Genomic DNA, 451 nt, shown 5'->3' on the forward strand with positions numbered 1-451 from the left:
AACAGTACCTACTGGAACTGCAACGCGACTGGGCACGTTCCGAAACGTACAAAGCGACAACAGATATTGCTAAAGAACACGGCGGCGCATACGGTCTAGGTATTATTTACTCGCAAGAAATGTTCGGCGGTAGTGAGGGACATTAAAAATTTTAAGCTGCAGTCAAAAAAACTGGCTGCAAGAAGCTTGTTATGGCTGCAAAATGGGACTGATTATGCCTTAGCACACTGTTCTAGTATATCAATATAAAGGGAGCTGACAATTATGAAAACATTACTTACAAGACGCGTAACAACTCTAGCACTTTTAACTGCTATCGTATCGGCAAGCGCATTCGGATCGAATCTCGTTACAAAGGCAGAATCAGTTAATGCTAGTTCACATGTCATTCAAGCAAAGGCGGTTCCGTCTTCAAGATTGCTGACGCCAACGAACCATACCTTGCTCATGA

General features: G+C 43.2%; 1 protein-coding gene. It reads left to right on the top strand.

The window, feature by feature from the left end:
• Window positions 1-264: 264 nt before the first annotated feature.
• Window positions 265-451: hypothetical protein (locus tag MRBLPE1_RS16780; RefSeq protein WP_364147388.1), on the top strand; the 187-nt coding region annotated here is incomplete at its 3' end.

It is taken from the genome of Paenibacillus sp. LPE1-1-1.1 (assembly GCF_040676435.1).
In the GTDB taxonomy this organism is placed as follows: domain Bacteria; phylum Bacillota; class Bacilli; order Paenibacillales; family Paenibacillaceae; genus Pristimantibacillus.